Below are 22790 nucleotides of genomic sequence, written 5' to 3'. Positions count from 1 at the left end.
CCGTGGCCACCCGCAACGGCACGACGCGCGTCGGCGGCACCGGTCGTCACGGCCGGCGCGGCTTCACGCTGATCGAGATGGTGATCACGCTCGCGCTCGTGGGCATCCTCGCGCTCGCGATCATGCCGTTTTCCGAGCTGATCGTGCAGCGGCAGAAGGAGCAGGAACTGGGCGCCGCGTTGCGCGAGATCCGCACCGCGCTCGACGCGTACAAGGACGCGAGCGACGCGGGGAAGATCGAGAAAGAGGCGGACGCGTCCGGCTATCCGCCGTCGCTGATCGTGCTCGTGACGGGCGTGAAGGACGCGCGCGATCCCAAAGGCGGCCTGCTGATGTTCCTGCGCAGCGTGCCGCGCGATCCGTTCTTCGCCGGCGACCCGGATACGCCGGCCGAGGAGACCTGGAACGTGCGCGCGTACGGCCAGCCGCCGGATCAGGCGTCCGGCGTGCCGTCCGCTGAATTGTCCGGGAGCGACGCGGCAGGCAAGGACGTGTTCGACGTGACGTCGAAATCCGTGCGCGTCGGCATCAACGGCATCCCGTACAGACAATGGTGACGACGCATCATGAAACCCGCTCGCATGCGCAGACCGCGCGGCTTCACGCTGATCGAAATCGTGGTCGTGATGGCCATCATCGGCCTGCTCCTGACGCTGGCGGTGCCGCGCTACCTGCACAGCATCGAACGCGGGAAGGAGCAGGTCCGGCAGCAGAACATCGCGGTCATGCGCAACGCGATCGACCAGTACTTCGGCGACAACGGCCAGTATCCGGAGACGCTCGACGAACTGGTCGCGAAGCATTACCTGCGCGCGGTCCCGACCGATCCCGTGAACGGCGACGACAAATGGGCGGTGATCGAGTCGCCGGACGAGACCAAGCCGGGGGTCTACGACGTGGCGCCCGCGAGCGGCGCGCAGGGCGAGCCGCCGCACGCGGCGGGAGCGGCGCGATGAGCGCGGCCGGCCGGGCCGCGTGCCGCCCGCGTGCCGCGCGTCAGCGCGGGCTCGTGCTGCTCGCGCTGCTGATCGCGCTGATGCTGATGTCGATCGCGCTGGCGGGCGCGCTGGACGTGTGGGCGCTGCAGCGGCGCCGCGAAGAGGAGAAGCAGCTGCTGTTCGCCGGCGATCAGTACCGCAAGGCGATCGTGCGCTACTACCGCCTGGCTCGCGCGTATCCGGCCAGCGTCGACGATCTGGTCGACGACACCCGCTTCCCGAAGCCGCTGCATCATCTGCGGCGCGCGTATCCGGATCCGCTGACCGGACGGCCCGACTGGATGTTCCTGTGGCGAGCCGACCGCTTCTACGGCGTCTACAGCAGCGTCGACCAGGCCACCGTCAAGCGCGCGGGCTTTCCGCGGAGATACGCGGATTTCGAGGGCGAGGAGACCTACGGGAAGTGGAAGTTCCTTTACCTCGCGCCGGGCCTGGCGATGCCGGCCGATGCGGCGGCGCCGGCTGCGGCATCGGCGGCGCCCGCCACGGCGGCCAGCGCGCCGAGCCTGTCCGGGTTCGGCGGGTATCTGCCGGGGCAGCAGCGGTCCGGATTTCGGTGAAGCGCGCGCGATCGGCGTGCGCGGGGAAGTCTCTGTTATCTTCGGGGGCTTCCGAACGACTTTCCGACCGATTTTCATGACCGACCGCATCGTTGCCGCGTTTGACTTCGACGGCACCATCACCACGTCCGACAGCTTCCGCCACTTCGTCCGCCACGCGATCGGCACGCCGCGCTTCGCGTGGGCGGGGCTGCGCGCGCTGCCGTGGATCGCCGCGATGAAGGCGGGGCGCATCTCGCGCGGCGACGCGAAGGCGAAGTTCGCGTGGTTCGCGTTCGGACCGATGCGCGAGGACGCGCTGGATGCGGCCGCGCGCCGTTTCGTCGAGACGGACCTGCCGCGGCTCGTGCGGCCCGAGATGCTCGAGCGGATTCGCGAGCATCGCGCGCGCGGCCACGAACTCGTGCTGGTCAGCGCATCGCCGTCGCTGTACCTCGAGAAGTGGGCGAAGACGGCCGGCTTCGACGCGGTGCTCGCGACGCGGCTCGCGTTCGAGCGCGGCGCGTTCGCCGGCCGGCTCGACGGCGAGAACTGCTGGGGGCCGCAGAAGGTCGTGCGGCTGAGCGCGTGGTGGGGCGAAAATCCGCCGCAGCAGCTGTTCGCGTATGGCGACAGCCGCGGCGACAAGGAAATGGCCGAGCGCGCGAACTGGGCGTGGATTCGCGGGCAGGGGCCGATGCCGCCGATCGATGCGTGACGCGGCGCCCGGCGCGCGGCGCGTGCGCGCCGCTTACTGCAGCATGAAGATCTCGTATTCGAGCGTATCGAGCTTCCGGTCCAGCCAGCCCATGCCGACGAGCACCACGACGAGCAGCGCGATCGCGAATCCGTAGCCGTAGAACACCGGGCCGGCGGCGAGCGACGCCGCGGTCAGGCACCCGTTCAGCGCGCAGAACAGCGCGATCAGCGCGAGCGCCGGCCGCCGCCGGTCGAGGTAGATGAAGCTGTTCATGATCGCGAGGAACACCATCTGCAGGCTGGTCGCGATCACCTGCACCGACAGCAGCGGCATGTAGAGCCGCGAGATGCCCATTGCGTCGAGCAGCAGCGGGCCGGTCGCGAGCACGACCAGCACGGTCAGCGTCTGCACCTTGACGATGTCGAACAGCGCGCTGCGCAGCGACTGCGCCATCGCGTCGTGCGCGTACTCGATCTGCTGCAGCGAGCCGCCTTCGCGGATCGCGGTGTTGAATGCGCCGTAATGCCGCGCGAACTCGGTCTCGACGCGCAGCAGGAACACCGCCATGCCCGGCGTGATCGCGAGATAGGCGAGGAAGATCGGGATGTCGTAGATGACCGACGCATGCAGCGACCCGATCACCGCCTGTCCGGAGCTCGGCGAATACCAGAACATGATCTTGTCGATCCAGATGCCGAGGTTGTACAGCAAGCCGATCAGCATCAGCGCGGGATAGTGGTGCGCGCGCCGGAACAGGTCGAACGAGATCACGTGCGACGCCGAGAAGCCACTGTAGACCCGGATCAGCAGCAACAGCAGCAACAGCGTCTGGCCGAGCACGAAACCGTACAGCAGCCCTTCGAGGCCGAAGCGCTTGAGCGCGACCGCGGCGACCGTCGTCACCGCGTAGCCGACGAAGAACGCGCGCAGGATGCCGCTGTATTGCTTGAGCCCCGCGAGGAACACGCTCGCGATCCAGATGTCGCACAGCAGCACGAAGCCGGTGACCATCAGCGCGCGATACAGCGCGCTTTGCGCGTCGAACGCGAAGCCGGCGGCGAGCAGGCCGAGCACGATCGCGCCGGCCGTGACCGCGAGCAGCGCGCCGGTGAAGTTCGGCAGGATCGCGTCGAGCTGCCGGTCGAACAGGCGGTCGCTCGTGAAGCGGGTGAGCGAGAGCTGCATCGGGCCGGTGACGATCAGGCTCGCGGCGATCAGGTAGGTCGCGGACACCTGGAAATCCGACACGATCGCGTTCGGCAACAGCGGCGACGCGCCGAGCAGCCCGACGAGCAGGATGCCGACGATCGACCAGATCCACGGCCCGGCGCCGACCAGCCCGGCATACGCATACGCGCGCATGATGCCGAACAGCGAATTGTGCCGGGCGAGCCGGCGCAGCTTGATTCCGATGGCGGACATCGATCGCTCCTTCGTCCCGGGCCCGTTTTTGTCGCTTTCCGTCGCTTGAGGATGCGCGCCGGCGACCGGCGCAAGCCCTTGGTTCGCGCCGCTAGCCGCGCGCCGCTAGCCGTGCGCCGCTGGCCGCGCGCCCGCGTATGGACACGCCGACGCGGCGCCGACCACGCGTCCCGGATCCGGCATGCGCCGGTCCGGCGCGCCGGCCAGCGTCGAGTACAGCGCGCGATAGGCGCCGACCATCCGCTCCTGCGAATAGAAGCGCTCGACGCGCGCGATGCCGGCGGCTTGCGCCGCGCGCCACGCGTGGTCGTCGGCGAGCAGCGCGAGCGCCTCGTGCGCGAGCGCGGCCGGGTCCGCGATCGGCACGAGCCGGCCCGCGGAGCCGAGTGCGGCGTCGTCGGCGTCCGCGCCGTGAATCAGCTCGCAGCACGCGCCGACGTCGGTCGTGACGACCGGCACGCCCGCGGCGAACGCCTCGAGGATCACGAGCGGCAGCGCCTCCGAGATCGAGCTCAACACCAGCACGCCGATCTTCGGCAGCAGCTCGTCGATGCGCTGCATGCCGAGCAGCGTCACCTTGCCCGCGAGACCGAGGCGGTCGATCAGCTCGCGGCACTCGGCCGCGTACGCCGGGTCTTCGCTTTCCGGCCCGGCGATCCAGGCCTCGGCATCCGGCATCGCCCGCACCACGGTCAGCATCGCGCGAATGAAGGTCTTCACGTCCTTGATCGGCACGACGCGCCCGATCAGGCACAGCACCTTCGGCGCGTTCGCGGGCCGCCGCTGGCGCAGCGGCGCGAGGCGGCGCAGGTCGACGCCGTTCGGCACCGTGTGCGTCTTCGGCGGCGGCGCGCCGTCGACGATCTGGCGGCGCCGGTTGCCTTCGTACAGCGCGACGATGTCGTCGGCGGCCGCGTAGGTCATCTTGCCGAGCGCTTCGAAGAAGCGGGCCCACATCTCGTGGAAGTAGCCGATATGCGACGCGTCGTATTCGATCAGGTTGCGGTTGTCGTGGATCCACTGGCTCTGGAACAGCTCGATCTTGCGTTCCTTCGTGTAGATGCCGTGCTCGGAGATCAGCAGCGGCCGCCCCTGGCGGTGTCGCAGCAGCGCGCCGAGAAAGCCCGCGTAGCCGGTCGACACCGCGTGATACAGGCGCATCGGGATCAACTGCCCGGCGATGCGCGCGAGCTGCCACAGCGGCCGGTGCATCAGGCGCACGGACCAGAAATAGTCGGAGAACGACGGATCGCTGCAGTACGCGCGGTACTGGTCGGTCAGGAACGTCCACGCTTCCTGGCTGTACAGGAACTGCGCCTCGTCGAGCCGGTGCTCGTCGGTCAGGTCGTCGACGATGCGCCGCACGAGCCGGTTGTCGAGCGGCGCGTCGGCGGGCCGCCGGAGCTGCTCGTGCAGCAGCGCGATCCGCTCGAACGCGTCGCGGTTGCCGTGCACGCTGCGCACCTGCCCGGCCGGCGGATCGGCGTCGTACAGGTAGTGAAGCTCGACGTGGACGACGTTGGCCGGCAGCGGGTAGGCCATCTTCGGATAGTCGTCCGGCTTGCTGCCGAGAAAGCACAGGCCGAAGGTGTACTCGGGAAACGCGCGGATGATGTCGTGCACCCATGAAGAAACGCCGCCGCTCACGTACGGATAGGTGCCCTCGAGCAGCAGCCCGATGTCGGCGGACGCGGCGCGCGGCAGCACGTTGCCGAGCGCATCGGTGACGGTGGCCGGCCGGGTGCCGGGTGGCGTTTCGAGACCGGAGTCGCGCATCATGGTGGACGTTCCTCGTCACGTATTCCAGTAGTCGGCAATCGGCGCGAGCCGGTGCGGCGGCACTGCCGGCAGGTCGTCGAGGCAGCGCCGCACGGCCGCGTAGTCGTGCCGCAGGTACGCGATCTCGGCGAGATAGGGCAGCACCCGCACGCGCGGAAAGCCGCAGTCGATCGCTTTCTTCAGCATCGCGTCGGCGTCGTCGAGGCGGCCGGTCTCGAACGCGAGGCGGCCGCGCAGCCGCCACAGCGCGCCGTCGAGCGGCTGGTGGCGCAGCGCGCACACCGCGTGCGCGTCGCCCTGCTCGAGCGCGTTGCGATAGACGTCGCCTTCGACGAGACGCGCGTAGACCAGCTCGCAATACAGTTCGGCGAGCGTCTTGTCGACGCGGTAGCGCTCGTCGTCGGACAGCCGCCGCGCGAGCCGCGCGCGCTCGACGACGATCTGCTGCGTGACGCGCTTCTCGCTCTTGTCGAGCATGCCGTACGCGAGCAGGCGCACGTCGTCGGCCGGGTCGTTCAGCAGCGCGTGCAGGATCGGGCTGGCGGCGCGCACCGGCATCGTCTGCATCGCGACCAGCGCGGTCACGCGGCGGCCGACCGCCGCCTGCCGGTTCAGCAGGCCCTCCTTCACCTGATGCTCCTGCGCATACGAGAGCGTCGCGAGCAGGTGCGGCGCGAACTGCGGCTCGCGCACGAGCGCGATCAGCGCCCCTTCGTCGAGACGCGGAAACGCGAACGCGCGCAGGCGCGCGGCGAGGCGCGCGATCGCATCCGCCGCGGAGCGGGCGGCCGCGCGCGTCGCGCGCAGCGCGCGCACGCCCGGCCACGCCGGGTGCCGACGTGGCGGGGCGGCCGCTGTGGGCGGCGCGGCACGGGCGGTGCGGGCGCGCGCATTGCGCGACGCACGCGGGGCAGGGTCACGCGACATCATCGCGGTCGGCCAGCAGTTGGCGCAGCGCGTCGTCGGACGGCGCGCCGGCGAGCGGCATCCAGCGTGCGGCGACCCGCGCGTCTGCGAAGCCGATGCCGAAGCGGTTGCGCACGTCGGCTTCGATTCGTTGCAGCTGCGCGTCGACGGCGACCTCGTCGCACAACGGCATCAGGAACACCAGCGCGCGCTTGCCGCCGACGCGCACGATCCACTGCACGTGAAAGTCGAGATTGGTCCGCTCGATGTGATCGAAGATCGCCTGCGCCTGGAGGCTCGCGTCGAACAGCAGCCGCACCGCGAACGACGCGATGCCGCTCGTGCGCTGCAGGTCGGCGAGCCGCGCATATTCGAGCGCGAAGTCGTACGGGCAATCCGGGAACGCGTGCAGCACGTCGCGCGTGACGGCCGCGTGGTGCACGCCGTTCGCGTAGTAGCTGCCCATCACGAACATCAGCTGCAGGTTGTCGGCGGTCAGCGCGAGGAACGGCAGCTCCGACACGACGAGCACGCCGACGACTTCCTCGCCGGCGCCGATCAGCGGTGCGCATGCGACGTAGCGGGTGTGCGCTCGGTCGCGCGCGTCGAGCGACTGCAGATGCGCGAGCGCGAGCTCGTCGAGCGCGGCGACGACGAGCGGATCGTCGGCGTCGAGATCGAACGGCGCGCCGGTCACGGCGACGGGCGCGGCGGCCAGCACGCCGTCTTGCAGCGCGTGGATCTGCGCGGCCTCGATCTGGCACGCCTGCGCGGCGGTTTCGAGAAAGCGCTGCGCGCCGGGCAGCGCAGCGTCCGGGCCGGCGTCGTCGCGCAGCATCATCCCGCGCAGCCGTGCGAGCGCGTCGCGCAGCGTCGACGGCCGAACGAGCAGGTCCTGTTCGAGCTGGTCGTGCGACAGCCGCAGCAGGTACTGGTTGTTCGTCAGCACGGACAGGCGTTCGCTCAGGTAGGTGTTCGACACGCGTGCCTGCGACAGCCGGGTGGCCCACGTGTCGCTGAACTGGCCGGCGACCAGCATCGTGATGAAGCCGCCGACGAAGAAGTCGCGCGGAAACACGTCGGCGAGCGGCAGGCGCGCATAGAACACCCCCCACGCGGCGGCCAGCAGCACGCCGCCGCCGAGGCCGGCGACGGTTCCGTAGCGCAGCGCGACGAACAGCGGCAGCAGCCACAGCCACGGGAACGCCTTGCCGATCAGCAGCGGATCGGCAGGGGACAGCACGCGGCACAGCGCGAAGACGACGACGGACAGCACGAGCGTTTCGAGCGCGACATACGACGCCGCGTGGTCACGGGGCAGCAACGACGCGAAACGCGCGGTCGACGCGCGCCGCAGGAAGCGCGCGCGCAGGCCGGCACGCGGCACGCGCGGCGGCGCGTCGGCCTGCGCGTCCATGCCCGCGTCGAATCGTGTCGATTTGGTGTCGATGGCCATCGCTTATCTCGCGCATCCTGGTCGTTGTCGTGTGCCGCGGCCGCCGCGATGCTGGAATTCGGCGGGCCGCTGCAGGGCTCGACGTCGGCGCCGTCGATGCTGCCCCTCGCGTTGACGCAAATAACGTACCAGTGAGCGGGTCTCCTTGCGCGACGCACGCCGGGTGACGTGTCGCGGCATTCGGGCCGAGAAACGTGGCGCGAAACGCGCGGTTTTGTTTCATCGCCGATACGTCGGTCGCGGTGTCGGCGCGCTCGCAGCCGCACTTGCCGCGGTTCGCATCCGGGGCGACATCCGGCGCGTGCGTGTGCAACGGTTCCAGGTGAAAGTCGGTTGTCGGTTTCGCCGCCCGTTGCACAGCCCGGCAGTCGCGGCATGTAACACCTGTGTAACGGCGCGGGATGGGGCGCGCGCACTACGGGAAAGTCCGCCCCGACGTTTCGTGATCCTGCAGGGTTCGGCGCCTTGAACTTCGAAATGTCTTGGTCTATTTCTTCATCCAAGGCAGCGCGCTTTCATGCGCGACCGATTCGACAGCGCGACGTGTTCGTGTGCTTCGTGACACGAGAACCGGGAGGACGCGCCGCGACGCAAGAAAGACAACACAGGGGTTCGTAGTGCAAAGCCAACAGCCGTTGGGCCCGGGGGGCATGGTCATGTTGGGGAGGATTCGACGTCGCCTGGTCGGCGTGAGGACGCTCATTGCGTGTCTCGCGCCGCTGTCGGCGTCGGCGCAGGCTGCTTCTCTCGACACGGCACCGCTTCCAGCCGATTCCGCCACCACGTGCGCGGCGCCGCTTGCCATGGCCGACGCGACCGAGGCGCGCGCGGGCGCCGCCGGCGCGGCCGTGGCGCCGCTTCCCACGTTTGCGTTTTTCTACGGCGCGCATGTGCCGGTCGCCGCGCTGTCGTCGTTCGACAGCGTGGTCGTCGAACCCGACAGCGATTTCGATCCGCGCGCGGCCGACACGCCGTGCACCGCGTGGCTCGCGTACGTGAGCGTTGGCGAAGTGACGACCGCGCGCACGTATTTCAAGGACATCCCGAAGGCGTGGCTGCACGGCGAGAACCGCGCGTGGGGCTCGGCGGTCGTCGACCAGGCGGCGCCGCGATGGCCGGCGTTCTATGTCGAGCATGTGATCGCACCGCTGTGGGCGCGCGGCTTTCGCGGCTTCTTCCTCGATACGCTGGATTCCTATCAGATCGTCGCGAAGACCGATGCCGAGCGCGTGCGCCAGCAGGCGGGCGTAGTTGCGGTGATCGATGCGATCAAGGCGCGCTTTCCGTCCGCGCGGCTGATCCTGAATCGCGGCTTCGAGCTGCTGGGGCGCGTGCATGCGAGCGTGTATGCGGTCGCGTTCGAGTCGCTCTATCGCGGCTGGAACCAGGCGCAGCAGCGCTATACCGAAGTGACGCCGGCCGATCGGGCGTGGCTGATGCTGCAGGTGGGCGCCGCGAAGGCATATGGCCTGCCGGTCGTGTCGATCGACTATTGCCCGCCGGCTGACGACACGTGCGCGCGCGAGACCGCGGCGCGGATCCGCGCGGCCGGCGTGATTCCGTACGTGACGGGGCCGGCGCTCGACGTCGTCGGCGTCGGCGTCGGCGCGTTCGCGCAGGGGCTGCTCGCGTCGGCGCTCGCGGCGCGCGAGGCCGTGCGCGCGGAACGCCGCGCGGGTCCGCCGGCGGCGGATGCCGCGGCCGCCGCGCAAGCGCATCGCGAGACGGCGGGGTGGGCGGGCGCGCCAGCGGCCGGTTCCGGGCAATTCGTCGACAGGGGGGCCGACCGTGCAATCTGACCGCAAACGACTCGTATCGCCGCTCGGCATCGCCGGCTTCGGCGCGGCCGTCGCGCTGTCGCTCGTCGCGGTGTTTCCGCGCGGCACGCTCGAACGCGCGCTGCTCGAAAGCCGCGAAGCCGACACGCTGACCGTCGCCTACCTGCGCGCGTGGCTGCGTGCCGATCCGAACAATGCGGGCGCCGTCGAGCACCTCGCCCGCGAATACATCGGCGAAGGCCGCTACGACGACGCGGAGCGGCTCGTCGCGCAACTGCGCGCGTCGCCCGACGCCGACGTGCGCGCGCGCGCGCTGCTGACCGACATCGGCCTCGCCGAACAGCGCCTTTATGCGCTGCCGGAAGGCGCGCCCGAACGCATCGGGCGCATCGCGCGGCTCGATGCGCTGCTGAACGACGCGCTCAACGCGCCGTGGTCGCCGGCCGAGTTGCAGACGCTCGCGATCAAGGCGCTCTCGCTGAACGACGGCGGGCTCGCCGCGCGCTACTACCATCGTCTCGCGGCGCGCGAGCCGGCGCGCGCGACGTACTGGCTCGGCAAGGAATCGGCCACGCAGCTCGCGAGCGGACACTATCGCGAGGCGGCGAGCGCCGCGTTCGCGGCAAGCGAGCGCGCGACGTCGAAGGCCGAGCGCCGCTCGTTCTTCTTCACGGGTCTGCGCGCGCTGCAGGGCGGCAACCTGCTCGGCGATGCGATCGTCGCCGCGCGCGAGCACGTCGGCGAACTCGCGACCGACCCGCGCACGCTGCGCTTCCTGATCTCGCTGTCGCTGTCGGCGGGGCGTCCTGATCTGGCCGCCGACTACACGAACCAGCTCGTGAAGCTGCACGGCGCGTCGAAGCACGCGGACGCGGCGCCGTCGGCGGCGCAGCGCCGAGCCGCCGACGCGCCCCGCCTCGTGTTCGCCGTGTGGCGCTGGAGCGACCGGCCGCGCATCGTGCGCGTCGCGCAGGCGGCCGACGATGCGGACGACGCGCCAGCGCCGGCAGCGGGCAAGGCGTCCGGCGACGAGGCCGCGCAGTCCGACGACGAGCTCGCGTTCAAGGTCTACCTGCAGAACAGCAAGCTGCGCGAAGCGGAGGACGTCGCGCGACGCGCGCTCGCGCGCGATCCGGAATCGGTCGCATGGCACGAGCGGCTCGCGCAGGTCGCGACCTGGAACAACCGGCCGCGCGTCGCGCTCGATGCGTACATGTGGCTCGCGAAGACGCGCAACGACGAAGCGTCGTGGCAGCAGGTGCTGCGGCTCGCGCCCGCGCTGCGCGACGATCGCGCGCTGCTGGCCGCGATGCAGCACGAGCTCGAGCGGGGCGGCGCGAAGGTCGATCGCCGCAAGCAGCTCGAATGGATCGATGCGTATGTCGCGATCGAGGAGGGGCGCGCCGATCCGGGCGCGGCGATCCGCTTCCTCGCGATGCAGGCGCGCGGCGCGCTGCGCCAGCCGGTGCTGGAGCGTACCGCGGCGCTCGCGGAGCGCACCGGCGACGATGCGCTGGCGCTGCGCACGTGGCAGACGCTCGAACGCGAGTACGGCCCGAACCCGGCGTATGCGACGAAGATCGCGGTGGCGCTCTACGGCCAGCACCGCTATGCGGAGGCGCTCGCGGCGCTGGAGCAAGCGAAGCCCGCGGCGAACGCGGCGACAAACGCGGCGACAAACGCCGACGCGTACTGGCGGCTGTATGCGACGCTCGGCAAACTGGCCGGCAAACCGGACGTCGTCGTCGAAGGCTCGCGGCACCTGCTGAAGAGCGGGCATGAAACGCCGAGCGACCTCGAGCAGATGATCGACGCGCTCGACGATCAACCGCTCGACGCGGGCCGCGTCGCCGAATTTGCGTACCGCCGCACCGGCGAGCTGCGCGACCTGCGCCGTGCGGTGTACTACTACACGCGCGCCCGCGCGTACGAGCGCATCGCGACGCTGCTGAATTCGCTGACGCCCGCGCAGGCCGCCGCCGCGGAGCGCGATCCGGAATACCTGATGGCGCGCTCGCAATACTGGCGGCTCGTCGGCGAGCCCGCGCGGGCGGTCGACGACGTGCGCGCGGTGCTGCGCATCGAGCCCGACGACGCGAAGGCGCAGGTCGCGCTGATCTGGCTGCTGAACGACTCGGGCACCGACGCGGAACTGCGCACCGCGCTGCGCACCTACCGTTCGCGGGCCACCGGCGACACGCCGCTCACGGCCGCGTATGCGGCCGCCTACCTGCGGCTCGGCGACGCGCGCGCCGCGTTGCATTTCCTGCGCCTGAACCTGCCGTCGCACCGCGACGACGTGCTGTGGCGGCTGACGGTTGCCGACGCGCTCGAACTCGACGGCCAGACCGAAGAGGCATGGCAAATCCGTCGCACCGCGTGGAAGAAGCTGCACCGCGAGCGGATCGACCAGCGCCGGCCGCAGCAGATGACGCCCGACGAATACGACATGGCGCGCGTGCGCTTCATCGCGCTCACCGACCGCTTCGCGGGCAGCGATGCGTCGAAGCGGCTGCTGATCGAGCTGTTGCGCCGCGACGCGCAGGCAGGTGCCGCGCCGGCGTCGAAGGCGGCGACCGATCTCGGCGACCTGTCGATGCTGCCGCCTGCCACCGCGCAGTCGCTGAGCCGCCGCGACGAACGCGATTCGGCGGTCGCGCGCGAGGCGATGCTGGCGTGGAGCCAGTCGCACGACGCGTACGACTTCGAGCGCGACTGGCTCGCGTGGCGCTACACCGAGCGCCTGTCGCAGCCGTCGTACGCGAACGCGGCGCTCGCGCTCGCGGACGACGACCCGGCGAAGCTGTCGCAGATGCTCGACGATCCGGCCGACCCGATGCCGAGCGCGACGAAGATCGCCGCCGAAGCGCGCGCGGGCCGCATCGAGGCGGCGCAGCAGGATGCGGCGCAGGCGCAGAACCTGCTGCCGGACAACGACACGATGCATGCGACCTACGTCGACGCGGTGATGCCGACCGCGCAGGCGATCGCGCCGGGCTTCCGGTATCTGCATACCGGGCCGCTGCTGTTCTACGAGACCAGCATCGGCGCGGGCGTGCGCATCACGCCGACGCTTGCGTTCGCGTTCCGCTACGTCGACCGCGCGCAGCACGGCGACGCATCGATGCCCGGCGTGCCCGGCAAGGACCGCAACTTCGAAGGCGTGCTGCGCCGCTACGGCACGATCGATCGCGAAGCGCTCGTGCTCGGCCGCCGCAATGCGCTGCGCGACTTCACGACGGTGCGCGTCGAAGGCGCGCTGTTCGAGGGCCGGCCGCTGAGCTTCAGCTATTCGCTCGGGCGCAACCAGGAGGCGACGGAATCCGCGCAGCTGCAGGTCGGCGGCGTGAAGGACAACGTGGTCGGCGCGGTCGCGTTCCAGCCGGACCCGCACATCTTCACGCGGGCGCGCGTCGAATACGCGCGCTTCTACGGGCAGGACCGCTCGTACCTCGGGCACGGCACGCTGATCACCGCCGACGGCGGCTACAAGCTGCGCATCGCGTATCCGGACTTCACGGTGCGCGTGGCCGTCACGCACGGCGAGTACACCGCGAACGGCACGCCGGGCGCGCTGCTGCAGCAGATGGCGCCGAACGGCGTGCCGCTGACGTCGCCGCTGTTCGTGCCGCGAAATTTCACGCAGGTCGCGCTGCTCGGCGGCTTCGGCAACGGGCTGCTGGAAAGCTATTCGCGCCGCTGGCGGCCGTTCCTCGAAGTCGGCCCGCTGTACGACTCGAATGCGAAGTGGGGCGAGCGCGTGACGGCGGGCGTCGTCGGCAGCGTGTTCGGCAACGACCAGCTCGGCCTCTACATCACCCATGCCAGCGCGTCGGCGAACCAGTCGACGCCTTTCACCGAAGTCGGCATCCGCTATCGCTGGATGTATTGACCTGTCAAGCAAGGAGAGCGAAATGAACGAGAGCGCATCGCCGCATGCGGCGGACAAGCCGGCGCGGCACGGAAGGACCGCCCGCCGCTGGTGGCTGGCGTTGGCCGCGGCGGGCGCGCTGCTCGCCGGCTGCGCGCAGGTCGACAGCGGCCCCGTGTCGCCGTTCGAGGCGAACGGCGGCAACAGCGACCTGCGCATGGCGAACACCGGCTGGGCCGTGCTGCCGATCGAGAACAACACCGAGACCGCGAACGCCGGGCAGCGCGCGGCGTCGATCGTCGCGGGCTTCCTGCGCGCGCAGGGCTACACCGACGTGCGCGAGTATCGCGCGCCCGGCGACGACGGGATGTTCGTCGACTGGACCGGCACGGATGTCGGCAAGGCGAGGAAGTGGGCGACCGACAACCACCTGCGCTACGGGCTGACGGGCGCGGTGAACGAGTGGCGTTACAAGGTCGGGGTCGACGGCGAGCCGGCGATCGGCATCGCGCTGCAGATCATCGACCTGCAGACCGGCGCGGTGGTGTGGAGCGGAACCGCGAGCCGCACGGGCTGGAGCCGCGATGCGGCGACGAGCGTCGCGCAGGGGCTGGTGCGGCAGCTGCTCGCGCCCGTCGTCGGGGCCGGGGAGCGGCGCGCGCGTTCGTAGCGTGCGCGCGGCGCCCGAGCGGGCGCCGCATGAAAGCATGAACCGGAGGCGGGCCTTGTGCCCGGCCTCCGGCGCGTCACGCGCAGGGCGTGCGCGACGCGTGACGGGCGATCAGAAGCCCCAGTAGCAGACCGTGCCCTGGCCGGCGCTCGCGTCCGACACGTACGGCGAGAAGCCGTGCGAACGGGCCGAGCTGTACGCGCTCGACGCGTCGGCGGTGTTTGTGCACGAGCCGACGTAGTCGACCGTCGCGATCCAGAACGGATGGCCGCCCGGCGCGAGGTTCATGCTCTTCCAGTTCAGCAGTTCCTGTTCGGCGCCCTGGTCGTAGCTCGGCATATAGACCTCTTCGTGCGCGATGCCGTCGAGCAGGCTCGCGAACTTCACGCCGCCGGTCGTGCCGAGGCGCGTGACGTCGCTGGTCGCGTTCTGCATCACGATCAGCAGGTTCGGATACTTCTGGCGCAGCTTGCGCACGAGGTCGAGGCCGCCCTGGCTGCACGACGCATCGCACGGGCCGTTGGTGGTCGACGTGCCGTGCTCGACCATTTCCATGTTGTCGAGATAGAAGCCGTCCGCGCCCTGCGCGACGAGACGCGGCGCAACGTAGTTGAGGATCAGGTTCTGGTAGTCGGCGTTGCCGAGGTCCATCCACGTCTCGTCCGAATAGCCCTGGTACGCGCCGCGTTGCGCGGCCGTGTTCGCGCCGCACGACACGAAGCCGCTCGGTGCGCTGTTCCAATAGTCGCGCCAGTGTTCGCACGAGCCGAGGTTCAGGTAGCTCAGCACCTTGTTCTGGCCGTTGTTCTTCAGCGCCGCGATATTGGCCGCGGTGAAGTTGCCGACGCCCGGATCGAGGTCGACGTCCATGATGCGGAACGTGCTCGCGGCGCGGGTCACGTCGAGGCCCGTGTTGTCGCCGTAGTACGTCATCCACGGCGCGGAGACCGCGAAGCCGGGGCCGCCCGACACGGTCGTGACCGGGGGCGTGGTGGAGCCGGACGTCGTGCCGGAGGTCGTGCCGGAAGTCGTACCGGAAGTCGTACCGGAGGTCGAACCCGACGAGGTCGACGTGCCCGAGCCCGTCGACGAGGTGGAGGTCGAGCCGCTACGGCCGCTCCAGTTGCCCCAGCCGCCGTTCCACTTCAGGGCGCTGGCGGATTGGGTGCCGCCGTCGTCGCCGCCGCAGGCGGCAAGGGCGAAGGGGAGGATCAGGGAGAGGGCCAACGGGGCAATCTTTCGCATCGGATGATTCCTGTTCAATGTGGTGCGGAGGCCGGTTGCGCATAACCGGAGGACACCCCCCGACACAACGCCGCGACGAACCGGCGCGCGCGACGACGCGGCGCTCATGAGCGTCCGGAGCTGCAATCAGGGGAATCAGCAAGCGACGTTCGACGGGCCTGCCGTGACACCGACAGAGCCGAACGCGTGGCGGCTTTGGACGCCGCCAACTCTCCACCGCCGCGCACATCCGCGCGCGCCGGCCTTTCGGAGAGAAGAATAGGTTCTTATTTATTAGACCAATCGATAATTAAATCTGATGATTTAAATCAATTGGAGACCGACTTTAACCGAGCAGGATTTTTGCGAAGGTAACGAGATGTATACCGCGTAACAGCACGTAAGGACAGAGGAATTGGCGGGGCAAAGCGCGCTGCCGCGCGGCGCCGGTGCGTTGCGCGGCGAGGCTCAGGTAGTGCTTGAACGCGAAAGGATTACCGCTGGTTACGGTTTCTGTTACAAGTCGGCCTGTGCGCCACGCGCCGGGCGATACGGCCCCCAGCGATTCGCGCGCGCGAACGTGCCGACGTCGTTGAAGCGCACGCCGGCTTCGCGCAGCGCGGCATGTGCGGTTTTCGCCGTGAGCTGGCGGATATAGAAAGGGTCGCGCACCACGAAATGATGGATCGCATGCGTGCTGCCGAAGTTGAAGCAGAACAGCTGGAACGGCAGCAGCCACCACGGGTTGAGCACCTGCGTCTGCTGGATCACGTTGCGCGAATCGATGTCGCCGTAGTAATGCATGTTCGAGCTGACGAAATTGATGCAGAAGCTGCGCACGAAGTTCGGCCCCAGCCAGACCACCGCGAGGAAATCGACGACGCGCATCGCACGCGCGACGACGGTCGGCGCCGCGACCGCGTAACCGAACGCATGCAGTGCGAACAGTCCGACGTGGTAGACGATGAACGCATGCCACAGCGCGTAGTACAGGTGCCCGACCGGCATGTACGAAGATACCTGCTCGATGCGCAGCTGCGCGCGCCCGGATGCATCCTGCACGGGCTGCGCGGCGACGTACTGCCTGACCTTGCGGCGCATCGCGGCCGGGCGCAGCACGACCGCGAGCATCCCGTCGGCGATCATCAGCAGGCGCTTCACGCCCCAGCGCTCGCCGTTGGTGATCCCGAATTCCTCGAGATCCGACTCGCCGCCCGACACCTTGTGGTGATGCAGGTGCATGCGCCGCCGCGTCCACGGATTGATCGTGCCGGGCCGCGTGAGCCAGCACAGCGCCATCATCAGGTGGTACGCCCACGGCGTCTTCCTGAAGTACATCAGGTGGATCAGGTCGTGTTCGAGCTCGTGGATCAGCGACGTCGCGAACGCCGCGAGCGGCAGCGCGACGTACCACGCGAGCGTGCCGCGCGCGTACAGCCACGCGTTTGCGAGCAGCGCGGCGACGCACGCGGCCATCACGCTCGCGCCGACCAGGTTCTGGCGGTCGAGCAGCGGAAAGCGCGCGCGGATCGCGTCGCTTGCCGCGTTGACCTCGCGGCGCACGTAGGCGACTTTCTCCGCGTCGTCGCGGAACGTGACTCGGGCTCGCTGGCTCATCGACCGGTTTCCTGCGAAAGAGTGGGGCGCTATGCCGATGGGTCAAGCATAGGCGCGCGCCGCACCGCGCGCGAGGGCCGGGGGTGCCAATGGCGGTGTCATTTCGGGCCATTGCGGGGCATGGCGGGTCATTGCGGGTCATTGCGTTCAACGCGCGCGAGGTTCGTGCGGCAGGTTGAGGCAAGATGCCGGGGTGACATGCCGCGGCCTGATCCGGGCGAACTGAAGCGAGAGGCGATGCATCGCCCCTCGTCGCGCGCTGTCCGGCTCCCGCGACAACGAGGTCTGCGATGCATTACCTGCCCGACGACGTCTCCCGCCTGCTCTCGCACGTTCCGTCCGTGCGGTTGAACCGGCCCGGTTCGGCCGAACGGTTCCTGACGGACGTCGTCGACGCCGGCGCCGAATTCGAGCATCTGCTGCGCGGCTATCCGCAGGTGCGATACGCGCCGCTCGACTTCCATTACGTGTGCCAGCAAAGCCTGTCCGCGCTGACGGATGCGCTGCTGGCCGACCTGACCCGGCATGACGGGTGGCCGGGCATCCACTGGGCCGCGCTGCTGGTTGCGCTGTCAGGCGAGGCGCGCTATCTGCCGCATCTCGACGCGACCCGGCACGATCCGGCCGTGACGTGGGTGACCGGGTTCGCCGATGCTGCCTTGAACCCTGACGCGCCCGCGGCGGCGTCGCCATGCTGCCGGCTGATCGTTCGCCTGCGGGAACAGCTCGCCCCGTTGTCGCGCGTCGTCGTCCGGTTGCGGGCAGGGCCTGCGCCGGAAGCGCTGGCGGCCCGGGCGGCTGCCGTTCGCGCCGCCTATCGTCATGGCGGCGTCGACGCCGCGCTGGCGATCGCGCGTGAACGGTGCGCGTGATGAACGTGCGTCGAGCCGATTCACGCGGACCCAAGGGCCTGGCCAGCGCAAGCCGGTTATTAGCGTGAACAGACCCTGGAGTCCTGCCCATGTGTCACCGCGGGCCGGCGGCCGCTACAATCCGCGAAACCCGCTCCGGAGTCGCCGCATGGCCCTGTCCGTCCCGGATGCCGCGCGCCAGTTGAACAAGGCGACGGTGTCGTCCGCGTATGCGCTGTTCATGCTGATGCTCGCCGAGGAGCGCGGCATCGACGCGGGCCGGATCCTCGCCGGCTCCGGCATCGCGCGCGACCGGCTCGCGCAGCCCGACGCGCGGATCACGCCGCTGCAGCAGGCCGCGATCGTCTTCAACCTGCTCGACGCGACGAACGACCCGTCGATCGCGATCGAGATCGGCCTGCGCAGCAGCCTGACGAAATCCGGGCTGATCGGCTTCGGGCTGATGAGCTGCGCGACGCTCGGCGAGGCGATCCAGCTCGGCATCCGCTACCTGCCGACCCGCGTGCCGTTCTTCTCGGTGCGGCTCACGCAGCTCGACGGCCTCGCCCAGATCGACGTGCTCGAGGCATTTCCGCTCGGCCGGCTGCGCCAGTTCGCGGTGGAGAACTTCATGGTCGAGACCGCGATGCTGTTCAACTCGCTGCTGGAGCCCGCGCCCGGGCGCACGCTGAAGTCGCGCGCGGAGCTGCATTTCGCGTGGCCCGAGCCGCCGTGGTTCGCGCCGTATTACGCGCGGCTGCCGCGCTGCCACTTCGGCGCGAGCGCGAACCGCATCCGCTGCGACGCCGCGCTGCTCGACGAGCCGATCGGCACCGCGAACGCGCAGACCGCGCAGATGATCGTGCAGCAGTGCGAAGCTGAGCTCGCGCGGCTCGGCTACGCGGAGAGCGTCGTCGAACGGGTGCGCAACCTGCTGATCTGCGGCGCGCGCGGCTACCCGTCGCTCGACGACCTCGCGCGCGAGCTGCACGTGTCCGCGCGCACGCTGAAGCGCAAGCTCGCGGAATACGGCGCGACCTACTCGGGGCTGCTCGACGAGATCCGCCTGCGCGACGCGCTGCGGCTGCTCGAAGGCACGCGCCTGCCGGTCGACGAGATCGCCGCGCGCATCGGCTATACGGACCGCGCGAATTTCACGCGCGCGTTCAAGCGCTGGACCGGCGTCGCGCCCAGCGAGCGGCGCTGAGCGGCGGCGGCGGCGCGTCGCGTTGCGTCACACGATCTCGATCCAGTTCGCGCCGCGTCCGCCGGGCACGCGCGCGCGCAGCGACAGCGCGCCGTTTTCGGGCGCGATCGCATACACCGACACGTGCTCCGAGCGCTCGCCGCACGCGACGAGAAACCGCCCCGACGGGTCGATCGCGAAGCCGCGCGGCTGCGCTTCGGTGTCGGTCGCGTGCACGGCCTCGAACGCGCCGTCCGTGTGGTGGCGATAGCAGACGAGCCGGCTCGTCGTGCGCTCCGATACGTAAGCGAAGCGCTCGTCCGGGCTCAGGTGCAGGTCGGCCGCCCAGACGGCCGGCTCGACCGGCGCGGGCGGCCGCGGATGGCCCTGCGCGAGCGGCGCGAGCGCCGCGGGGCGCGGCGTCACGCGCGCGTCGCCGAGCCGGCCGCTGTCGGGGTCGCGCGCGAACACGGCGAGCCTAGCCTCGAACTCGCTGACCACGACGAGCGTGCGACCGTCACGCGACAGCCGCAGGTGACGCGGCCCGAAGCCGCGTTCGACGCGCGCCTCGCCGCGCTCGACCACGCGCAGGCCGCGCATGTCGTGGGCCAGCTCGAAGCAGAAGATCCGGTCCGAGCCGAGCGAGCTGACGTACGCGAACCGGTCGTCCGCCGACACGATCACCGCATGCGCATTCGGGATGCCGCCGATCACCTGCAGCGGCACGCCGTCGCCGTCGCGCATGCGCGCCGCGTCGTAGACGCTCAGCGAATGTCCGCCGTACGACGCGCCGAGCAGCCACCGGCCGCTGCCGTCGAGCGTCAGGTACGCGAGGCTCGCGTCGATCGCGGCCGACGCGACGCGCTTGAGCGCGCCGGCGCCCGGTCCGACGTCGAATGTGACGATCGACGGCCGCTCGCCGCGCGTCGCCGCGTACAGCCGCGACCGGTCGGCCAAGCGCGCGAGCGGCATCACGGCGTCGCCGGCCGGATGCCGGCCGAGCGGCGCGAGCGTGCCGCCGGCGTCGAGGGAGAACGTGGCGAGATCGCCGTCGACGGCGTTCGAGACGATGACGGTCAGGCGGTCAGTGTTCGGCATGGCGGAGCATCGGGGAAGACGTGAATGGTTCGTCGGCCGGCAGGCCGCGCGGCGGGTCGCTGCGCCGGTGCGTGCGGGCGAACAGCGCGGCGACCGCGGCGACCAGCGACGCGATCGCGAGCGCGTACAGGCCGCCCGTGATCGAACCCGTATGTTGCTTCAGATAGCCGAACGCCGTCGGCGCGACGAAGCCGCCGAGGTTGCCGATCGAGTTGATCAGCGCGATCACGGCCGCGGCGACGCGCGTGTCGAGATAGCCCTGCGGGATCGGCCAGAACAGCGACGACGCGGCCTTGAAGCCGAGCGCCGCGAAGCAGATCGACGCGAACGACCACACCGGATCATGCGACGTCGACGCGAACAGCCCGCACGCGGCCAGCACGAGCGCGCATGCGAGCCAGCGCTGCGGATGCTTCCACTTCGCGGACAGCACCGCGAAGCCGTACATCGCGCCGATCGCGATCATCCACGGAATCGTGTTGTAGAGCCCGACCTGGAAGTCGGTGAGGCCGCCCATCTTGCGGATGATGGTCGGCAGCCAGAAGGTCGCCGCGTAGATCGTGAGCTGGATCGAGAAGTAGAGGAAGCAGAACAGCACGATCTGCGGATCCTTCAGCAGCGCGCGCGCCGGCACGTGCACGCGCGAACGCACGTCGCGCTTCGCGCGTTCCTCGTCGAGCGCGCTTTCGAGCGCGCTGCGCTCGTCCGGCGTGAGCCACGTCGCGTCGCGGATGTGCGACTTCAGGAGCAGCCAGCTCGCGCCGCACAGCACGACCGAGAACAGCCCTTCGATCACGAACATCCACTGCCAGCCCTGCAGGCCGAGGCCGCGAACCGACAGCAGCGCGCCCGTGACCGGGCCGGACAGCACCGACGCGAACGCCGAGCCGCCGAGGAAGATCGCCATCGCCTTGCCGCGTTCCTGCGGCGGCAGCCATTGCGTCAGGTACAGCACGACGCCGGGGAAGAAGCCGGCCTCGGCCGCGCCGAGCAGGAAGCGCAGCACGTAGAACGACGTGTCGTTCCACACGAACGCCATCGACGCCGCGACGACGCCCCACGTCGCCATGATGCGCGCGAGCCACACGCGCGCACCGTAGCGCTGCATCAGCAGGTTCGACGGGACCTCGAACAGCGCGTAGCCGACGAAGAACAGCCCGGCGCCGAGCCCGTACGCGGCCGCGCCGATGCCGATCGACGCCTCGAGATGACGGTCGACGAAGCCGACGTTGACGCGGTCGATGTAGTTCGCGATGAACATGATCAGCACGAGCGGCAGCACGTGCCATTTCACTTTGGAGACGGCGGACGCGAGCGGGTCGCGGCCGGATCGGGCGGGCGAGGGCGTGTTCAAGGGTGTCTCCGGTCGGGGCGGCAGGCGTTTCGGGCGCCGGCGTGGCGAGGTTATGTAGTACGTCGTCGTATGACATGTTACGCGCCGATGCGCTTGGAGGCGTCACGGGTATACCCGAGAAGTTGCTGGTTATTGGGTTAATTGGCGATCGAGGCGGCTTGAAAAGACGGATTTGATATCTGATGACGTATGACAAAGATGTCATTTCAGGAGCCGAATCGCCCGCCGCACCGACGAGGCGGTATTGACGGGCGCGTTCGCGGTGGCGTCAAAATATCGGGTGATCGACGCGAACGACAGCGGCGCCAAGCCGCGTTGAGGAACAGGAAAACAGACGATGCGGGCACGCGACAGCGGACGGCACTTCTTCGCGTTCAACGGCGACGCGGACGGCCTGTGCGCGCTGCAACAACTGCGGCTCGCCGAGGGCGAGCGGGGCGCGCTCGTCACCGGCGTGAAGCGCGACGTGCGCCTGCTTGCGCGGGTCGACGCATGCGCGGGCGACCGGGTCACCGTGCTGGACGTGTCGCACGACCAGAATCGCGAGGCCGTCGCCCGGCTGCTGCGTGACGGCGTCGCTATCCGCTATTTCGACCATCACTTCGCGGGTGAACTGCCGGACGATCCGCGCTTCGACGCGCATATCGACACGGCGGCGGACGTGTGCACGAGCGCGCTCGTGAACCGCTACCTCGGCGGCCGTCACGTGCGCTGGGCGATCGTCGCGGCGTTCGGCGACGAGCTGCCGGCGCTCGGCGACGGGCTCGCGCAGGCGCACGGCATCGGCGCGGCGCACGCGCGCACGCTCGCGGAGCTCGGGCGCTACCTGAACTACAACGCGTACGGCGATTGCGTCGGCGACCTGCATTTCGATCCCGCGGCGCTGGCCGACGTGATGCTGCCGTGGGCCGACCCGCTCGACTTCGTGCACGGCACGCCGGTGTTCGCCGCGCTGCGCGACGGCTGCCGCGACGACCTCGCGCGCGCCTGCGCGCTGGCGCCGCTGCGCGAGGTGCCGGGCGCGACGCTGATCCGGATGCCCGATCAGGCGTGGGCGCGGCGCGCAGCGGGCATGCTAGCGAACGAGCGGATGCGCAACGCGCCCGGCGTCGCGCTCGCGGTGCTGTCGCCGCGCGCGGACGGCGGGTTCTGCGTCAGCGTGCGCGTGCCCGACGGCCGGCCGCTCGGCGCCGACGATTTCTGCCGCACCTTCCCGACCGGCGGCGGGCGCAAGCGCGCCGCCGGCATCAACCATCTGCCGGAAGCGGAATTCGATGCGTTCGTCGCTCGCTTCGAGGCGGCGTTCCGGCTCGACTGACGTCGCATCGCGCGCCGTCTGCG

17 protein-coding genes and 1 pseudogene are annotated in these 22790 nt (G+C 70.0%); 10 read left to right on the top strand and 8 right to left on the bottom strand.

All coding sequences use genetic code 11. The features are described 5' to 3' along the window. Nucleotides 1–2 precede the first annotated feature (2 nt). The 4 genes from B7P44_RS11955 to B7P44_RS11940 all read left to right on the top strand — a co-directional run bounded on the left by B7P44_RS11955 (nt 3) and on the right by B7P44_RS11940 (nt 2255). Entirely contained in the window at nt 3–557 is a 555-nt protein-coding gene (locus tag B7P44_RS11955; RefSeq protein ID WP_084904274.1) for a type II secretion system protein, read from the top strand. 9 nt (nt 558–566) lie between these two features. After that, nucleotides 567–956, top strand: a complete 390-nt coding sequence (locus B7P44_RS11950; protein WP_084904272.1) for a type II secretion system protein — start codon at nt 567–569, stop codon at nt 954–956. Further along, the gene (locus B7P44_RS11945) at nt 953–1558 is read left to right on the top strand and encodes a type II secretion system protein (protein WP_084904269.1); all 606 of its coding nucleotides are present in this window, start codon (nt 953–955) and stop codon (nt 1556–1558) included. Before B7P44_RS11950 ends, B7P44_RS11945 begins: the two co-directional genes overlap by 4 nt. Before the next feature lie 76 nt (nt 1559–1634). After that, a complete protein-coding gene (locus B7P44_RS11940) occupies nt 1635–2255 on the top strand; it encodes an HAD family hydrolase (protein ID WP_084904266.1) in 621 nt (206 codons plus the stop codon). Nucleotides 2256–2288: 33 nt separating this feature from the next. Here the strand turns inward: B7P44_RS11940 and pelG are convergent, their stop codons facing one another. From pelG to B7P44_RS11920, 4 genes are all read right to left on the bottom strand, one after another. After that, complete coding sequence (gene pelG / locus B7P44_RS11935) at nt 2289–3659, bottom strand: exopolysaccharide Pel transporter PelG (protein WP_084904263.1); 1371 nt, start codon at nt 3657–3659, stop codon at nt 2289–2291. A 105-nt stretch (nt 3660–3764) separates the two neighbouring features. Then, nucleotides 3765–5438 carry a GT4 family glycosyltransferase PelF gene (pelF, locus tag B7P44_RS11930; protein ID WP_193834369.1) on the bottom strand — a complete coding sequence of 558 codons (1674 nt, stop codon included), beginning with the start codon at nt 5436–5438 and terminating at the stop codon, nt 3765–3767. Between the two features lie 15 nt (nt 5439–5453). Then, the gene (locus B7P44_RS11925) at nt 5454–6254 is read right to left on the bottom strand and encodes a hypothetical protein (RefSeq protein ID WP_084904260.1); all 801 of its coding nucleotides are present in this window, start codon (nt 6252–6254) and stop codon (nt 5454–5456) included. Nucleotides 6255–6354: 100 nt separating this feature from the next. Further along, nucleotides 6355–7800, bottom strand: a complete 1446-nt coding sequence (locus B7P44_RS11920; protein WP_084904258.1) for a PelD GGDEF domain-containing protein — start codon at nt 7798–7800, stop codon at nt 6355–6357. A gap of 803 nt (nt 7801–8603) precedes the next feature. On the opposite strand from B7P44_RS11920, the pseudogene B7P44_RS11915 reads away from it, so the two are divergent. From B7P44_RS11915 to B7P44_RS11905, 3 genes and pseudogenes are all read left to right on the top strand, one after another. Continuing rightward, nucleotides 8604–9401: pseudogene (locus B7P44_RS11915) on the top strand (endo alpha-1,4 polygalactosaminidase); the annotation flags it as partial. A gap of 187 nt (nt 9402–9588) precedes the next feature. Continuing rightward, complete coding sequence (locus B7P44_RS11910; protein WP_084904252.1) at nt 9589–13470, top strand: tetratricopeptide repeat protein; 3882 nt, start codon at nt 9589–9591, stop codon at nt 13468–13470. 22 nt (nt 13471–13492) lie between these two features. Continuing rightward, nucleotides 13493–14119 carry a DUF4136 domain-containing protein gene (locus B7P44_RS11905; RefSeq protein ID WP_084904249.1) on the top strand — a complete coding sequence of 209 codons (627 nt, stop codon included), beginning with the start codon at nt 13493–13495 and terminating at the stop codon, nt 14117–14119. Between the two features lie 111 nt (nt 14120–14230). Here B7P44_RS11905 and B7P44_RS11900 read toward each other — a convergent pair whose 3' ends face one another. Together B7P44_RS11900 and B7P44_RS11890 are read right to left on the bottom strand one after the other, a co-directional pair. After that, nucleotides 14231–15364 (bottom strand): glycoside hydrolase family 191 protein, encoded by a 1134-nt coding sequence (locus B7P44_RS11900; RefSeq protein WP_231716611.1) that lies wholly within the window; start codon nt 15362–15364, stop codon nt 14231–14233. Between the two features lie 495 nt (nt 15365–15859). Beyond that, nucleotides 15860–16960 carry a fatty acid desaturase gene (locus tag B7P44_RS11890; RefSeq protein ID WP_084904241.1) on the bottom strand — a complete coding sequence of 367 codons (1101 nt, stop codon included), beginning with the start codon at nt 16958–16960 and terminating at the stop codon, nt 15860–15862. Between the two features lie 290 nt (nt 16961–17250). Here B7P44_RS11890 and B7P44_RS11885 point away from each other — a divergent pair, with 290 nt between their 5' ends. Both B7P44_RS11885 and B7P44_RS11880 read left to right on the top strand, forming a co-directional pair. Then, nucleotides 17251–17832 (top strand): hypothetical protein, encoded by a 582-nt coding sequence (locus tag B7P44_RS11885; RefSeq protein WP_084904238.1) that lies wholly within the window; start codon nt 17251–17253, stop codon nt 17830–17832. A 148-nt stretch (nt 17833–17980) separates the two neighbouring features. Continuing rightward, the gene (locus tag B7P44_RS11880) at nt 17981–19018 is read left to right on the top strand and encodes an AraC family transcriptional regulator (protein WP_084904235.1); all 1038 of its coding nucleotides are present in this window, start codon (nt 17981–17983) and stop codon (nt 19016–19018) included. 27 nt (nt 19019–19045) lie between these two features. Here the strand turns inward: B7P44_RS11880 and B7P44_RS11875 are convergent, their stop codons facing one another. After that, a complete protein-coding gene (locus tag B7P44_RS11875; protein ID WP_084904232.1) occupies nt 19046–20095 on the bottom strand; it encodes a lactonase family protein in 1050 nt (349 codons plus the stop codon). Further along, on the bottom strand, nt 20082–21449 hold the full coding sequence (locus tag B7P44_RS11870) for an MFS transporter (RefSeq protein ID WP_084904230.1): 1368 nt from the start codon (nt 21447–21449) through the stop codon (nt 20082–20084). Before B7P44_RS11870 ends, B7P44_RS11875 begins: the two co-directional genes overlap by 14 nt. Nucleotides 21450–21786: 337 nt before the next feature. On the opposite strand from B7P44_RS11870, the gene B7P44_RS11865 reads away from it, so the two are divergent. Then, nucleotides 21787–22767, top strand: coding sequence for an acetyltransferase (locus B7P44_RS11865; RefSeq protein WP_084904227.1), 981 nt, complete (start codon nt 21787–21789; stop codon nt 22765–22767). Nucleotides 22768–22790 lie beyond the last annotated feature (23 nt).

The sequence above is a fragment of the Burkholderia ubonensis subsp. mesacidophila genome, from assembly GCF_002097715.1.
Classification (GTDB): domain Bacteria; phylum Pseudomonadota; class Gammaproteobacteria; order Burkholderiales; family Burkholderiaceae; genus Burkholderia; species Burkholderia mesacidophila.
Note: the sequence above shows the minus strand (reverse complement) of the source record. Positions and strands in the feature narration are given on the sequence as shown.

Bases quoted from the DNA above. Each gene is read 5' to 3' on its own strand.
- B7P44_RS11950 (WP_084904272.1), top strand. From the start codon at position 567: ATGAAACCCGCTCGCATGCGCAGACCGCGCGGCTTCACGCTGATCGAA.
- B7P44_RS11945 (WP_084904269.1), top strand. From the start codon at position 953: ATGAGCGCGGCCGGCCGGGCCGCGTGCCGCCCGCGTGCCGCGCGTCAG.
- B7P44_RS11940 (WP_084904266.1), top strand. From the start codon at position 1,635: ATGACCGACCGCATCGTTGCCGCGTTTGACTTCGACGGCACCATCACC.
- pelG (WP_084904263.1), bottom strand. From the start codon at position 3,659: ATGTCCGCCATCGGAATCAAGCTGCGCCGGCTCGCCCGGCACAATTCG.
- pelF (WP_193834369.1), bottom strand. From the start codon at position 5,438: ATGATGCGCGACTCCGGTCTCGAAACGCCACCCGGCACCCGGCCGGCC.
- B7P44_RS11920 (WP_084904258.1), bottom strand. From the start codon at position 7,800: ATGGCCATCGACACCAAATCGACACGATTCGACGCGGGCATGGACGCG.
- B7P44_RS11905 (WP_084904249.1), top strand. From the start codon at position 13,493: ATGAACGAGAGCGCATCGCCGCATGCGGCGGACAAGCCGGCGCGGCAC.
- B7P44_RS11900 (WP_231716611.1), bottom strand. From the start codon at position 15,364: ATGCGAAAGATTGCCCCGTTGGCCCTCTCCCTGATCCTCCCCTTCGCC.
- B7P44_RS11890 (WP_084904241.1), bottom strand. From the start codon at position 16,960: ATGAGCCAGCGAGCCCGAGTCACGTTCCGCGACGACGCGGAGAAAGTC.
- B7P44_RS11885 (WP_084904238.1), top strand. From the start codon at position 17,251: ATGCATTACCTGCCCGACGACGTCTCCCGCCTGCTCTCGCACGTTCCG.
- B7P44_RS11880 (WP_084904235.1), top strand. From the start codon at position 17,981: ATGGCCCTGTCCGTCCCGGATGCCGCGCGCCAGTTGAACAAGGCGACG.
- B7P44_RS11875 (WP_084904232.1), bottom strand. From the start codon at position 20,095: ATGCCGAACACTGACCGCCTGACCGTCATCGTCTCGAACGCCGTCGAC.
- B7P44_RS11865 (WP_084904227.1), top strand. From the start codon at position 21,787: ATGCGGGCACGCGACAGCGGACGGCACTTCTTCGCGTTCAACGGCGAC.